This is a genomic window from Kribbella pittospori, assembly GCF_004331465.1.
Classification (GTDB): Bacteria; Actinomycetota; Actinomycetes; order Propionibacteriales; family Kribbellaceae; genus Kribbella; species Kribbella pittospori.
This window is the reverse complement of record NZ_SJKB01000002.1, coordinates 608,340-621,702: the sequence shown is the minus strand read 5'-3', so window position 1 is coordinate 621,702 and position 13,363 is coordinate 608,340. Positions and strand designations below refer to the sequence as shown.

Sequence of the window (13,363 nt, the reverse complement as noted above, 5' to 3'; positions counted from 1 at the left end):
TTGGTCGACATTCCATATCCTGGAGTTATGGATCTCCGATTGCTCCGGACCTTTGTCACGGTGGCACGGCTGCGGAACTTCGGGGCCGCGGCCGACGAGTTGGCGACCAGTCAGCCGGCGTTGACCAAGCAGATCCAGGTCCTCGAGCGCAGGGTCGGATCCGTTCTGTTCACTCGCGGTAGGCACGGTGCCCGGCTGACCCCGGCCGGGGAGTTGTTGCTACCCGACGCACTCGAACTGCTCGAGCGATCCGAGGCCTTCGACCGGCGCGCGGTACAGGTTGCTGCGGGTGACGAGGGATCGCTGGCGATCGGGTTCGGGCTCTCCGCGATCGACCTCGCGCCGCGAGCCGTCGCGTTGTTCCGCAGCCGGTGGCCGGGAGTGTCGATCTCCCTCGACGACATGTCGTCGGCAGTGCAGTGCGAACGCCTGCTCGCCGGGAGCCTTCAGATCGGCTTCGTCCGGCTGCCGGTTCCGGCCGGCCTCGAACGCCTCCGGCTCCGCAGGGATCGGCTCGCCCTGGCCGTCCCGGCCGGCCAGGACGTACCGCGTGACGTCGGCCGCTGGCTCGACGATCGTCCGCTGGTCCGCCTCACGCCGTCCCGGGGTCCCGGCCTGACCGCCCAGATCAACGGCCTGTACGCCGAACTCGGTTGCCATCCGCAAGTGCTTCAGGAGGCCGCCGACCTGCAGACGGTGCTCGCTCTCACGGCCGCCGGCGCCGGGCCGTCCGTCGTACCGCAGTCCGCCGAACGGATCGCTCCACCGGAGCTCCGGCTGACTCCGCTTTCCGGCCGGGCCGCGTCGTGGTGGATCGGCGCCGCCTGGTCCACCCGGACCCCGCTCACAGAACGCTTCCTGAAGGCCGCGGCAGAGGTCGCTCGCGCCTAGCTAGCGTCGGCGCGGGAGTTCGTAGGTGTCCAGCCAGGCGGCGAAGAGGTCCAGGAGCGCGGCCTCGTCGGGACTGAACGTCGCGGCCAGGCTGATGAAGTCGTCGGTGGTCACCGAGCCGTGGCGGTTGGTCCTGGTCCACGTCCGGAGCAGGTCGAAGAATGCGTCGTCGCCGAGATGCTTGCGCAGGGCATGCAAGGTCATCGCGCCGCGCTTGTAGAGCCGGTCGTCGAACATCATCTCCGGCCCGGGATCCGACAGCATCAGGTCCGCGGACAGGCCCCGCATCCGGGCGTACGCCTTGGACACCTGCTGGTCGGCGGTCAGGCCGCCGGACGCCTCCGACCACAGCCACTCGGCGTAACAGGCGAACCCCTCGTTGAGCCAGATGTGCTGCCAGGTCGAGGGAGTCAGGCTGTTGCCGAACCACTGGTGCGCCAGTTCATGCGCGACCAGCCGCTCGGACGTACGCCGACCGTCCACGTGATTGCTCCCGAAGATCGAGATCCCCTGCGCCTCCAGCGGAATCTCCAGGTCGTCGTCCGTGATCACGACCGTGTAGCCCTCGAACGGATACGGCCCGAACAGCCGGCAGAACAGCTTCATCATGTCCTGCTGCCGGCCGAAGTCCGTCCTGAACTCCCGCAGTTGCCCGGCCGGCAACACCGCCCGCGTCGGCACCGGTGACGTGGCCATGTCGAGGACGTCGTACCGGCCGATCTGGATCGTCGCCAGGTACGTCGCCATCGGTGCGGCCTGGTCGAACACCCAAGTGGTGCGGCTCGCCTTCACCCGGCGCGACACGAGCCGGCCGTTCGCGACCACCTGGTACGGCGAGTCGGTGGTGACCGTGATCCGGTAGTGGGCCTTGTCGCCGGGGTGGTCGTTGCAGGGGAACCAGGTGGCAGCGCCACTCGGCTGGCTGGCCACGATCACGCCCTCGGTGAGTTCCTCCCAGCCGAGTTCACCCCACGGACTGTCCTCCGGCTTGGGGTTGCCGGCGTACTGGACGTCGACGACGAACTCGGCGCCGTCCGTGATCGCGGCCGACGGCGTCACATGCAGCTTCCCGGAGCGGTGGGTGTAGCGGGCGGCGCGGCGGCCGTTCACCGACACCTTCGCGACCCGCAGGCCGGACAGATCGAAGGTCAACCGGGACAGCGCTTGGTTGGCGACCGCGGTGATCGTCGCCTTGCCGCTCAGGCGGTTGCTGTTGACCCTGTAGTCCAGGTCCAGTTCGTACGACTCCACGTGGTAGCCGCCGTTGCCGTGAGTGGGCACGTAGGGATCGCCTGCGGTCGACGCTCCGGGCCGCCCGGTCGCGCGGGCAACCATCAGCCCTGCCAGGGGGCGATCGGGTTCCCGGCCCAGCGCGTCCCGGCAGGCACACCTTCACCACGCATCACCAGAGACACCGGACCGATGGTAGCTCCCGCGCCCACCGTGGCGGCCGGCAGGACGATGCCGTGCGGCCCGAGGGTGGCGCCTGGTCCGAAGGTGACTGTGCTCATGGAGAGAACTCGATCATGAAAAAGGTGCGTCTGCAGCACGCAGCCGCGATTCACCGTGGCGCCGTCGCCGAGGGTGACCAGATCCGCCTCCGGCAGCCAGTACGTCTCGCACCAGACGCCCTTGCCGATCCTGGCTCCGAGGGACCGCAGCCAGAGCGCGAGAACCGGCGTACCCGCGGCCGCGTTCGCGAACCAGGGCGCCGCGACCAGTTCGACGAAGCTGTCCACCACCTCGTTGCGCCAAACGAACGAGCTCCACAGCGGGTACTCGACCGCGCGGGTCCGGCCGACGATCAGCCACTTGGCGACCGTCGCCATCCCGCCCGCGACCGCGCCGGCGGCGAGGATCACCGCGCCGGACAGCAGGAGCGTCGCCCACGGACCGATCCACAGATCCATCGCCTGCAGCGCGAACAGCACACCGAGCGCGATCAGCACCGTGCACATCATCGGCACGAACCGGCACAGCTCGACCAGCGCCCGGGCGACCTTCAGCCGCGTCGGCGGGTTGAACGTGCGGCTCTGGTCGCCCTCGACGGCCTGGCGGCGCAGCTTCACCGGCGGCGAACCGAGCCACGACGTACCCGCCTTGGACTTCTTCGGCGCCGCCGACAGGACCGCGACCAGGCCGTTCTTCGGCACCGATCGGCCCGGTGCGGTCATCCCGGAGTTCCCGAGGAAGGCACGCTTGCCGACCTTCGCGCCGGCCACGTGCAGCCAGCCGCCGCCCAGCTCGTACGACGCGATCATCGTGTCGTCGGCCAGGAACGCACCCTCGCCGACCGTCGTCATCTTCGGGAGCAGCAGCACGGTCGAGGCCTCGACGTCCCGGCCGATCTTCGCGCCGAGGGCGCGCAGCCACCACGGCGTCAGCAGGCTCGCGTACAGCGGGAACAGGAGGGTGCGAGCCGAGTCCAGCAGTCGCTCGGTCGCCCACACCTGCCACCCGATCCGGCTGCGCACCGGGTAGTGGCCGGGCTTGATGCCGATGCCGAGCAGCCGTACGCCGATCAGTGTGAGCAGGGCCAGCGTGACGAACCCGACCAGCGTCATCAGCGGGATGGCAGACAGAGCCTTGAGCGCGGCCGCTTGCAGGGTGTCGGTTCCTCTCAGGGCACGACCCAGTACGACGATCGCCGCGGCGGCAGCGGCCACCGGGATCAACGACATGACCGCGGACTGAGCGCCGTACGCGAGAACCCACCACGGCGCCCGGGCGGGACGGTGGTCCGGCCAGGGGTGGCGGGCACGGCCGACGCGGGTCGCGGGCGAGCCGGACCAGCGCTCGTTCGGGGGGACCTTGCCGGAGACGGCCGAGCCGGCGGCGATCTCGGCGTTCCGGCCGATCTCTGCCCCGGGGAGCAGCGTGCTGCGGGAGCCGACGACTGCCTCGGCGCCGACGCTCACCGTGCCGACGTGGAGTTGGTCGCCGTCGATCCAGTAGCCGGACAGGTCCACCTCGGGCTCGACCGAGGCGCCGCGGCCCATCGTCAGCATGCCGGTGACCGGCGGGAGCGTGTGCAGGTCGACGCCGCGGCCGATCTTCGCGCCGAGGGCGCGGGCGTAGTACGCGATCCAGGGCGCGCCGGCGAGGTTCGCCGCGCCGGCGGCGTCGGAGAGGTTCTCGGCCGCCCACAGCCGGACGTGGACGTTGCCGCCGCGTGGGTAGGTGCCGGGTTTCACGCCGTGCAGGAGCAGGCGAGCGCCGACGACGGCGATGCCCATCCGACCGGCTGGAGTGATCAGGATCAGCCAGCCGGCCAGGATCCACCACCACGAGACGGTCCGAAGCCAGGGCAGTGGGCCGGCGAGCTCGGCCAGCAGGTTGTTCAGTGTGAAGAGATAGACGAGCCAGCGGACGCCGACGACTGTCTGGAGCACCAGGGTCAGGGCGGTCTGGAGTAGCTGCGTGGACTTCGGCGTTGGTCTGATCTCGCGGACCTCGACCGGGCCAGTGATCAGCACGGTCGACTCGTCGAGCCTGTCGGCCAGGGCGCCTAGTCGCGGGTACTCGTAGATGTCGCCGACGGTCACGTCGGGGTAGCGCTCGCGCAGCGCCGACACGAGCTGCGCCGCGGCGAGGCTGCCGCCGCCGTGCAGGAAGAAGTCGTTGTCGAGGCCGGTGACCTTGGCGCCGAGGACCTTCGTCCAGCGTTCGGCCAGCCAGCCGGCCGTGCCGTCGAGCATGGCGGCCGGGCCGTCGGAGTCCATGCCGGGCAGCGGCCAGGGGAGGGCGTTGCGGTCGACCTTGCCCGACGTTCTGGTGGGCAGAGTGTCGACGATCGCCAGCAGCGGCACGAGGGCCGCGGGGAGAGCTTCGCGGAGTCGCTCGGTCGCCTTGGCCTGGTCGAACGTGTCGGGGTCCTCGGGTACGACGTACCCGACGAGCAGTTGATTTCCGGCCGCACTCGCGCGGACTGCGGCTGCGGCGCCGGTGACTTGGGGTAGCGCTTGGAGCGCGGCGTCGACCTCGCCGAGCTCGATCCGGCGGCCGCCGAGCTTGATCTGCTCGTCGGCGCGGCCTTGGAAGAGGAGGCCCTCGGGCTCGTAGCGGACGAGGTCGCCGCTGCGGTACGCGCGATCCCAGCCGAGGGTCGGCATCGGGGCGAACTTCTCGGCGTCCTTCGCCGGATCCAGGTACCGGGCCAGGCCGACGCCGCCGATGATCAGCTCGCCGATGCCGCCATCGGCCACTTCGTTGCCTTCGGCATCTACGACGGCGAGATCCCAGCCGTCCAAGGGGAGACCGATCCGGACCGGGCCCTTGCCGGTCAGCTGTGCACCACACGCGACCACGGTCGCCTCGGTCGGGCCGTACGTGTTCCAGACCTCGCGGCCGTCGACGGCGAGCCGCTCCGCGAGCTCGGGCGGGCAGGCCTCACCGCCGAAGATCAGCAGCCGGACCTGGTCGAGTGCGTCGGCCGGCCAGAGCGCTGCCAGGGTCGGCACGGTCGAGACGATGGTGATGCCTTGGGCAACCAACCATGGGCCGAGGTCCATGCCGCTGCGGACCAGCGATCGCGGCGCCGGCACCAGGCACGCACCGTGACGCCAGGCCAACCACATCTCCTCGCACGACGCGTCGAACGCGACCGACAGGCCGGCGAGCACGCGGTCGTCCGGGCCGATCGGCTCCTTCTGGAGGAACAGTCGCGCCTCCGCATCCACGAACGCCGCCGCGGAACGGTGTGTGACGGCGACACCCTTCGGCACACCGGTCGAGCCCGATGTGAAGATGATCCACGCGTCATCCTCCGGTCGCGGACCGTCGTGATGCGATGGCCGGGCGTCCGTCGTACTGGGGGAATCCATCCGGGCGCTGTACGGGTAGTCGAAGTAGCCGTCGGCGTTGTCGTTGTCCGGGATCGGGCCTGGTTGCGGGCGCAGGACGGTCAGTTCGAGATCGTCGGCGACGGTCGCGGCGACGGCGGCCTCGCCGAAGACCAGTTCGGCGCGCTCGTCCGGGTCGTCCGCGTCGACCGGGACGTACGCCGCGCCTGCCTGGAGTGTGCCGAGGATGGCGACGTACAGGTCGTTGTGGCCGGACGAGATTCGTACGCCGACGCGATCGCCCGGGCCGATGCCGGCCGCGGTCAGGCGTGCTGCGAACTTGGTGACCTGCTCCAGTAGTTCGCGGTAGCTCAGGCTCACGCTGCCGTCATCAAGCGCCGGCTCATCGGCGTACTTGTCGGCCGTGTCCTGCAGCACCCCCACCAACGTTCGCGCGGGCGCCGCCAGCTCCCCGCGTCGCAACGTCACGGCCGGATAATACGCTGCAAAGTTGACAATTCCTGCATACCGGCCGACTGCGAGATGGCCGTCCCGGACCGACCGCTTGCCGGCCTAGACCGGCGTGTTGATCGAATTGTCGCGGCCGGTGGCGGGGGTCGCGATCACGGTCTGCGAGAACATGGTGGACTCCTGCTTCGATGGGCTGTGCCGCGAAGCTAAGTCCGGTCGCTCGGGACCCCTCCCGAGCTCAGTCGTCCAGTATGTCGACGTCCGAGGGAACGAGGGTGGTCGACAGCAGCAGTTCGGCGAACAGGTTGTCGTTCAGCGCGTTGCCGACCGGTTCGCCCACCTCCTCGCGGGTGAGCCCGGCGACGCCCTCACGGGACAGCCTGTTGCGTACGCCCGCGACCAGGTGCTCGACTCGCTTGCCCGTCCAGCCGGCGTCCGGCTGGAGCTCGGACAGCTGGTCCGCCGCAACGCGCCAGGCGAGAGGGAGGGGGTGACGCTCGTGCAGGAGGTACCGCTGGCCCACCACGATCAGTGCGAGCTTCTCGTCGGGGCTGAGGTGCCAGATGCGTGGCGGCTGCGTCGGGTCGCGGTGCCGCAGGACGGGCCGGGTCCCGCTGTCGCCGGCGACGTACACCTCGAGCAGATGCTCCCGGCCGCTGGACCCCTGCACGAAGAGAGGTGTGTAGCCGGCCGCAAGCGGCACCGGATCCTCGGACGGGAACAGCCGCTGCCCTTCCGGCAGCCGCAGTGGCAGCCGCCCGGTCGCTGTCACCCACCACTGCCCGGACCGGTACGTGATGGACCCGTGCTGCCGGCTCACCCGCTGGTCGTCCTCGCCGACGCACACGTGCACCTTGGGCCGGTTCCGGCCGAACAGGATCGACTGGCCGGGAGCAGGGTCGACCGAGATGCCGCCGGCGACGGTCAGCACGAAGATGGTGCCGGGACGTGCAGTCGGTACGCCGTTCGCCAGGCTGGTCTGGTCCTTGGGCAGCCTGCGGCCGATCGGATCCACGTCACGCCCTCGGAAGCTTGGCCGCGGCGGCCTGGCTGAGCTTGCTGGCCAGCCCACACAGGGACGCCGGCTTGCCGGGCCCGGACACCACGACCTGCACCAGTTCGATCGCGTCGTCGTCGTGCGCATCGAGGAACGTCCGGTACACGACCCGCACAGTGCAGGTGCCCGGCCCCTCGTCATCGCTCTGCACGAACGCGGACCGCCCCGCCACCTTGACCGGCTGCCCGTCCGACGCGTCCAGCGGCTGGTCCCGGTCGAACCGCAGGGCCACCGACAGATCGCTCGTCGTACTGTCCCAGCCGCACTGCCACCCACCGAACGAGTGCTCCGGATGCGTCGCGTCGACGCCGGGGATCAGCTCCAGCGCCTGGTTGTCGAGCAGCGCACACGCGTCCAGTCGTGCCAGCGACGTGTCCGGCAGCGGCTGGGTACGACGGGGTATCGGCCCCGCTCCCAGTACGCCGATCGCCTTCTGCGTCACGGCCTCCGCCATCCCGCACACGTCCATCCCGGACCCGTCGGTGTGCCTGGCCCCGACCCGCACGTTCTTGTGATCGGACAGCACCAGCACCCGATCGCACGAGTCGTCCTCGGCCTTCTCCCGCACCACCGCGAGCAGGTTGCCGGTGTGCTTCTCGACGTCACCCTGCGGTAGCTCGTCCGAGTCCGGCAGTTCGAAATCGGCGCGTACGTCGACCTCCTGGTCGCCCTTCCCGGTCACCACTACGTCGCACCGGTCGAAGTTGCCATAGCTCGGCTCCAGCGTGGTCTCGCCGAATGAGCTCAGCGACGCCTCCTCGATCAGCGCGCACGGATCGACCGTCAACGGGTCGCCCACCGGATCACGCACAGCGCGAACGCCCGATCCCTCAGACGCCGTCGTGTCGCGCAACGCGTTGACGAGCACCAGCGCCAGCACCACCGCTACCACAACAGCACCGGCCGCGGACGGGATCAGCCACCGCTGCTTCCTCGGAGGCGGCGGGAGCGGAGTGCCGCCCAGTTGATCGATCACCTGTGCGACGCTCGGCCTCGCGGCAGGATCTACGGCAAGCATCTGTGTGATCAATGGCGTGAGTGGACCGGCCCGCCGAACCGGTTCGATCTCACCGTGCGCCGCCCTGCGCAGTACCGCCAGGGGATTGGGATCCGTGCCGAACGGCGAGTGCCCTTCGAGTGCTGTGTAGAGCACGGCGCCGAGCGAGAAGACGTCCGAGGCCGCGGTGGGTTCATTGCCGTTGGCAACTTCCGGGGCGAGGTGGGCCGGCGTACCGACGGTTGAGCCGTCGGTCAGCGTCGCCTCGGCCCACAGCCGGCGGGAGATCCCGAAGTCGGCCAGCTTCGCCGTACCGTCCGTCGTGACCAGGACGTTGCCCGGCTTGAGGTCGCGGTGGATCACTCCGGCCGCGTGGACGGCCTGCAACGCCAGTGCGAGCTGCAGGCCGATCAGTGCGACCTCCGGTGGCGGCAGTGTGCCGCGCTCCGCGATCAGCTCATCCAGACTGCGGGACGGCAGGTACTCGAGCACCAGCCAGTGCTCGTCGCCGTCGCTCACCACGTCGAAGATCGTCACCACGCGCGAATCGTGGATCCGGGCACCGGTCCGCGCCTCGCGGCGCAGCCTCCGGCCGTCCGGGTCGTCGACACCGGGGTGCGCACGCTTGAGCGCGACCACACGGTCCAGTTGCTCGTCGTGGGCACGCCAGACCGATCCCATGCCACCCGTCCCGAGCGGCTCCCCCAGTAAGTACCGGCCCCCAATCAGCCGATCGGTCACTTCACCAGATCCGCCGATACCGCGAAGGTGTTGCAGGCTTTGTTCTCACCGATGTTGAACCCGTTCTGGATCCAGAAGCCCTGACTGGTCGCCAGGCCGTGGGTCCGCTCGTCCTCCGGAGTGTCCGACGACTCGCCGAAGCTGTTGCTGGACTGCCGTTTGAACTCGTCCAGCCGGCCGGTCAGCGGATACGACTGCTCGACCGCCTTGCTGAACACGCCGGCGAAGCAGGATGCCTGCAATTCGTTGCGGCGCGAGGACTCCAGCTTCTGGTCCGGGTGGTCCTGCAGGTAGACCGCTCGCGCGTAGAACAGGCCGCTGACACCTTGCACGTGGTGACCGTACTCGTGCGCGATGGTCATCAGGTACGCCAGGTCCTCGGTCGGACCGAACGCCTTGTTCATCTGCGCGACGTCGGTGTACATCACCTGGTTGCCGTAGCAGTAGAACGCCAGCACCCGGCCGGACAGCGGCTCGAACCGGCCGCACGGCGTGGTCACCGGCTTGTCGAACACGACCAGGCCCGGGTCCGGCTTCTCCTGCCCGATCTCCTTGAAGATCGGCCGCCAGGCCTCGTTCAGGCAGCCGAACAGCTTCTCGTAGTACACCTTCTGCGCGGCAAGACTCCCGTCACCGAGGTCGGCGGCCTTGCAGCTCTGCTCCGGCAGCGCACCGGTGTCGTAGATGTCGGCGTGCAGCAGGAAGTCCTCGGCGCTGCCCTCCTGCGGGTGGCTGGTCGCGGTCGGCACGATCGACGGACCAGACACACCGGGGCCGGCGGTGTTGTCGTCGCTGTTGCCGCCGGACATGATCATGCTGATCACGGTCAGCGAGACACCGAGGACCGCCACGACGAACACGCCGAACAGGATCAGCCGGAGTGCACCGGACCGGCGGGGTGGTGGGTGGAACCCGTTGAACTGGCCCGGACCGCCCCCGTAGTACGGCTGCTGTGGACCCCACTGACCCTGGTACGGCGGTTGCTGCTGGAACTGCGGCGCCGCTTGTGGAGGTGGCAGAACACCGGGCGGCGGACCCACCGGCCGATCCTGTGGACGACCGCCGTAGCCGTACTGGCTGCTCACGGATCTTGCCCTCCTGCCCCTGCACTGGACGAACCCGCACGAGACTACCCTCGACCCATGTCACTGAAGCGTCGCGTCCTGCCGGCCGCCCTGCTGCTGTCTCTGGCCGTCCCGATCGTTGCCCTGAGCACGTTGCCCGCGCAGGCCGCGGACGACAGCATCACGGCGTACTCGGCCGAGGCGACACTGACGAAAGACGGCAAGCTGCAGGTCAAGGAGACGGTCGATCTGGCCGCCGGTGGCAGTACGTTCAGCCGGACGCTGGCGACGCGGGTCCGCGCGGACGCCGAGCGGGACCGCACGTACGGCCTGAGCGACGTGTCGGCGACGGTGAACGGCCAGCCGGCGCAGGGCTTCCAGAACGAGGGCACCGACGACGGCCGTCGGCTCACGGTGAACGTGTCCGGTCAGTCCAAGGTCGTCTACAGCTACACCGTGGACAACGTGGTGGCCGACTCCACCGAGGGCCGTGAGGTCAGCTGGCCGATCTTGCAGGGCTTCGGTACGGCGGTCCCGAAGGCGAGCGTCACCGTCAACGTGCCGTTCGCGACCTGGGTGACCTGCATCGCCGGACGTGTCGGTTCGAGCATGCCGTGTACGTCGTCGCAGCTCGCCGAGTCAGCCGCTTTGCAGATTGAGCAGAACGGCGTACCGGCTGGTGGGCGGCTGACCTTCCTGACCGGACTGAGCGACCAGGCAACAGTGCAGCCGAACGCGGAGTTCAAGACCCGCTGGACACTCGGCCGCGCGTTCACCGCCGACTCGAGCACCATCGGTCTCGCAGCCATCGTGCTGGCCATCGGACTGCTCGCTGCGGCAGCACTCTGGTTCCTCCGCGGGCGTGACGCTGGCAAGGTCGCCGGGGGCGCGCCGGAGCGGCCGGTGCTCGACGGCTCCGACGGTCCGCAGTTCGCCGCGCCTGACGGGATTCGTCCGGGTCAGGTCGGCACGGTGGTTGACGAGACGGCCGACGTCGTCGACATCACCGCGACGCTGCTGGACCTTGCTGTCCGCAACTACCTCACCATCGTCGAGCTGCCGCGGGAGACACGCTTCGGCAAGCTGGACTGGGAGCTGCACCGTCTCAACCAGGGTGGTCCCGAGCTGCTGCCGTACGAGAAGGCCCTGCTCGACGCGGTGTTCGCCGACGGCGACACTGCGGTCGTCTCCGCGCTCGGCCCGTCATTGCGGCCGCGTTTGAACCTCGTACGCGAGCAGCTGTACGCCGATGTCGTCACTCAGGGCTGGTTCAGCAGCCGGCCGGACGCCGTACGGAACCGCTGGACGACCGCGGGTCTGGTCCTGCTGGGCGCGGGCGTCGTACTGACCATCGTGCTGGCCATTGTCAGCAAGTTCGGACTGGTCGGCTTCGCGGTCATGCTGGCCGGACTGGCGCTCGCGCTCGTCGGCCAGATCGCGCCGGCCCGCACTGCCCGCGGCGCCGCCGTACTCGGCCGAGTGGCGGGCCTGCAGCAGTACCTGGCCAACGAGACGTCGGCGGACCTGCCGCAGAGCCACCGGCTCGAGTTCGCCTCCCGGTGCCTCCCGTACGCCGCTGTCCTCGGGCTGACCGAGAAGTGGGCGCTCGAGATCGCAGCGACCGACGACGACGCCGAAGCGGACGCCGGCATCGGCTGGTACTCCGGTCCGGAGAACTGGAACCTGTCCGACATCGGCGAATCGCTCAGCAACTTCGTGATGGCGTTCGGCGGTTCGGTGTCCGCCGGCCGCCGGCTGTTCTAAGCCACCCGGGCCGGGGCAGCGGTGTAGGTGTTGCAGTAGTTGGGCGACTTACGGTTGTACCCGGCAACGAGCCACCGGTAGTTGCTCACCCGGTTGCCGTGGGTGTGCACCCGCGGGACGGAGTAGTCGTCGCCACTGTGGGCGATCAGGAACTTCCAGTTCACCAGCAGCGGGCCGTTCATCGGGATGACCGCGGCGTTCGCACCGAGGTACGCACCGCCGAGGCAGGTCGCCTGGAGCTCGCGGCGCCGGCTCTCGAGCAGCTTCTGAGCCGGGGTCATCTTCTGCGCCCGGGCCATCGACGCGACCAGGATGCCGGTCAGGTACTGCACGTGATGGCCGTACTCGTGCGCGAACGTGTTCAGTCGCAGCGCGCGGGAGTACACCGCGTTGGACTTGAAGTTCTTGTTGTCCACGACGTACGGGATGTAGATGGTCAGGTTCGTCGCGCAGTACGCCGCCCGGACGCTGCGCTGGATGCCACAGGGGCTGGGGATCGGGCGGGCGTACACGACTGCCTTCGGCGGGACGAACCGGATGCCGGCCTTCTTCATCGCCAGCGACCAGGTGCGGTTGAGGCAGGGCAGCAAGCGGTTGTAGTAGTTCCGCGCGGCGGTGTAGTTGACCGGCGCGAACGGCGGCTCGGCGCAGCTCGCGGTGGCGATCGGACCGATCTTGTAGAGCTTGTTCGCGGTGACGAGTTGATCATCGCGCGACGGGACCTGCTTGGTCGGGGTTGGGCTCGGGCTCGGGGACGGCGACTCCGATGGGGACTCCGACGTCGCCGTTGACGGGGTGTTGGTCGCCTGCGGGGTGTCGTCGCCGGCGTTGCGGACGAGCAGGGTGATGCCGGAGCCGACGACTAGTACGGCGAGGACGACCAGGCCGATCAGGAGAGTGCGGGAGTTGCGCTTCGCGCGGCGGCCGCGGCCGGAGCCGGGTGGCTGGGGGATCGGGACGGGCGGGTACTGCCAGGTCGGTGCCTGCTGGACGGGTTGGCCCATCGGGCCGGTCTGGCCGCCGGGTGCGGCGGCGTGGCGGGCGCCGCTGGAGCGGGCGCCTTGCTGGGCGCTCGGTGGTGTTGCGCTCCAGGCCGAGGAGCCTTCCTGCTGCGGCTTACCGAGCTCGGGCGGGCCCCACAGATAAGACCCCTGAGAGTACGGTCCCTCTTGCTGGGGCGGCTGCCCCTGGCCGGGGCCGGACGCACCAGACTGTGCAGGACGAGACTGCGGCCCAGGCTGCGCGGGACCGGACTGCGCCGGACGGGACTGTGCAGGACGTGATTGCGCGGGACCGGGCTGGGCAGGCCGTGATTGCGTGGGCCCGGACTGAGAAGGACCGGACCACGTGGGCCCGGTCTGTCCTCGACCGCCTTGTGCGGGACCGGATTGTGCGGGACCGGATTGTGCGGGACCCGGCTGACGGGGATCGCTTGCAGCGGGACCGGCCTGTCCCGGACCGGGGCGTGCCGGACCCGACTGGCCGGACCTGGACTGTCCTGGGCCGGGGGGAGTCGGACCGGGCTGACCTGGTGCGGACTGCGCCGGACCCTGCTGACCTGGACCGGACTGCCTCGGACCACCTTGCGCGGGACCAC

General features: G+C 69.7%; 8 protein-coding genes. 2 read left to right on the top strand and 6 right to left on the bottom strand.

Annotated elements, in window-relative coordinates; translation table 11 throughout:
* Nucleotides 1-27 precede the first annotated feature (27 nt).
* Nucleotides 28-891, top strand: coding sequence for a LysR family transcriptional regulator (locus tag E0H73_RS09480; RefSeq protein ID WP_131353105.1), 864 nt, complete (start codon nt 28-30; stop codon nt 889-891).
* Here E0H73_RS09480 and E0H73_RS09475 read toward each other — a convergent pair whose 3' ends face one another.
* From E0H73_RS09475 to E0H73_RS09455, 5 genes are all read right to left on the bottom strand, one after another.
* Nucleotides 892-2,226 (bottom strand): M1 family metallopeptidase, encoded by a 1,335-nt coding sequence (locus E0H73_RS09475; RefSeq protein WP_131353104.1) that lies wholly within the window; start codon nt 2,224-2,226, stop codon nt 892-894.
* Nucleotides 2,226-6,161: a Pls/PosA family non-ribosomal peptide synthetase gene (locus E0H73_RS09470; RefSeq protein WP_131353103.1), complete on the bottom strand. Its 3,936-nt coding sequence runs from the start codon at nt 6,159-6,161 to the stop codon at nt 2,226-2,228. The genes E0H73_RS09475 and E0H73_RS09470 overlap by 1 nt, the downstream gene beginning before the upstream one ends.
* A gap of 220 nt (nt 6,162-6,381) precedes the next feature.
* Complete coding sequence (locus E0H73_RS09465) at nt 6,382-7,158, bottom strand: FHA domain-containing protein (RefSeq protein WP_202867274.1); 777 nt, start codon at nt 7,156-7,158, stop codon at nt 6,382-6,384.
* Between the two features lies 1 nt (nt 7,159).
* Complete coding sequence (locus E0H73_RS09460; RefSeq protein WP_272949119.1) at nt 7,160-8,938, bottom strand: serine/threonine-protein kinase; 1,779 nt, start codon at nt 8,936-8,938, stop codon at nt 7,160-7,162.
* Entirely contained in the window at nt 8,935-10,023 is a 1,089-nt protein-coding gene (locus E0H73_RS09455; protein ID WP_131353101.1) for a neutral zinc metallopeptidase, read from the bottom strand. The genes E0H73_RS09460 and E0H73_RS09455 overlap by 4 nt, the downstream gene beginning before the upstream one ends.
* 57 nt (nt 10,024-10,080) lie before the next feature.
* Between E0H73_RS09455 and E0H73_RS09450 the strand changes: the two genes are divergently transcribed.
* Nucleotides 10,081-11,766 (top strand): DUF2207 domain-containing protein, encoded by a 1,686-nt coding sequence (locus E0H73_RS09450; RefSeq protein ID WP_131353100.1) that lies wholly within the window; start codon nt 10,081-10,083, stop codon nt 11,764-11,766.
* On the opposite strand, the gene E0H73_RS09445 is transcribed toward E0H73_RS09450, so the two are convergent.
* The gene (locus E0H73_RS09445; RefSeq protein WP_131353099.1) at nt 11,763-12,770 is read right to left on the bottom strand and encodes a neutral zinc metallopeptidase; all 1,008 of its coding nucleotides are present in this window, start codon (nt 12,768-12,770) and stop codon (nt 11,763-11,765) included. The two genes, E0H73_RS09450 and E0H73_RS09445, sit on opposite strands and share 4 nt — an antisense overlap.
* Nucleotides 12,771-13,363 lie beyond the last annotated feature (593 nt).

What these genes read in the sequence shown, in the direction of transcription:
- E0H73_RS09445 (WP_131353099.1), bottom strand. Translation starts at nt 12,770, where the DNA reads ATGGGCCAACCCGTCCAGCAGGCACCGACCTGGCAGTACCCGCCCGTC.
- E0H73_RS09480 (WP_131353105.1), top strand. Translation starts at nt 28, where the DNA reads ATGGATCTCCGATTGCTCCGGACCTTTGTCACGGTGGCACGGCTGCGG.
- E0H73_RS09475 (WP_131353104.1), bottom strand. Translation starts at nt 2,226, where the DNA reads ATGGTTGCCCGCGCGACCGGGCGGCCCGGAGCGTCGACCGCAGGCGAT.
- E0H73_RS09450 (WP_131353100.1), top strand. Translation starts at nt 10,081, where the DNA reads ATGTCACTGAAGCGTCGCGTCCTGCCGGCCGCCCTGCTGCTGTCTCTG.